Here is a 1,345-nt window from a genome sequence, read left to right on the forward strand (position 1 = left end):
GGTCGGCAATGGTCGCGACGATGCCGGCGGCGGCGCGGCGCTCGACCCGGGGAACCACCATCCCCTCAGTGACCTCCTTGCCGAAGAGATCGGCGAACTTTTCGGCCGGCCACGGGGTGGGCGGGTTGGTCTGCGGCGTCAGGAAGTATCCGCCGAGTTCTTCCTCCGGGCCCAGGCCCGTGGAGGCGACGATGTGGACGCCGGTGGTGCGGGACAACGCCTCGTAGAGCTTGAGGTCGCGGCCGTGGAACATGCCCGTGCTGTCGACGATCGTCTGCCCGCCGTGCTCGCGGAAGTCCGCGGGCTTGGCCGCCAGGGCCTCGAAGATCTGTGACCTGTCCATGGAGATCTCTGGTGCGTACTGGGCGCCCGGGACCACTGACAATAGGGCCTCATGGAGCGCGACTACGCCCAGTTCCGAGGCAGGGACGGGACCCAATACCGTATTGACGGTTTGCCCGGTGGGGGCGTGGAACGCGTCCCCGCTATCGACGGGTGTGGTGTGACTCACTTGGCTTCTCCCTTGAAGATCGGGTGCTGAATACAGGGGCGCCGGGGTGCCTGACCGTGCCGTAGCCCCGTTGCGGTGTAGCCAGCATCACATCTTTCTTTACAGTGTGTCAAGAAAACAGACGAGCCGTACACGTCCTTTGGGTGTCGATGCTTTCATGAAGCAAACGTTGAGTATGTTTTCTTGACATCTCGTAAAGATTGATATCAGACTGTGGTGAGCGCCACATCCACCTCCGCCTGCCGGCTCTTGCTCCGGCAGGGCACCAGTCATGGCGCACCAGTCATGGCGCGTCACCGGAGAATCGACCGGAAACAAAGGAGTTTCATCGATGAGTCAGACCATTTCGGTACCGAGCCGCAGCTCGGTGCGAGCCACTTTCATAGCCGCCTACAGCGCGGTCACACTGGCCCAGATCACCAACGCGCTGCCGGGCGCCCTCAGCGGCACGTTCGCCGCGGAATTCCATACTTCAGGCGCGGGCCTGACCTGGATCGCGGGCATGTTCTTGATGGGTATTGTCGTGTTCGAACTCAGCTGGGGCCTCCTGGGCGACCTGTTCGGACGCAAGAAGCTTCTGTACATCGGAGCCGGGGTCAGCATCGTCGGCTCCGTCATGGCTGCGCTGGCGCCGACAACCGAAATGATGATCGCCGCCCAGGCCGTCGGCGGCATTGGGGCGGGCATCCTATTCCCCATCTCGCTGTCCATGATCGCCGCGATCACCCCGGATCACCGCGCACGGGCGAAGGTCATCGCCACGTGGGCCGGGTTCCTGTCCCTCGGCGCGGTGATCTCCCCAGTGCTCGCTGGCTTCACCGCGCAGTTCTTCAC

General features: G+C 63.6%; 1 protein-coding gene and 1 pseudogene. One reads left to right on the forward strand and one right to left on the reverse strand.

Going from position 1 to position 1,345, the window contains the following annotated elements:
* Positions 1-511: pseudogene (locus LQV45_RS32970) on the reverse strand (phosphotriesterase); the annotation flags it as partial.
* A gap of 331 nt (positions 512-842) precedes the next feature.
* Here LQV45_RS32970 and LQV45_RS32975 point away from each other — a divergent pair.
* A partial coding sequence (locus tag LQV45_RS32975) for an MFS transporter (RefSeq protein WP_230011872.1) occupies positions 843-1,345 on the forward strand: 503 nt, incomplete at its 3' end.

Source organism: Microbacterium sp. Bi128 (genome assembly GCF_918698205.1).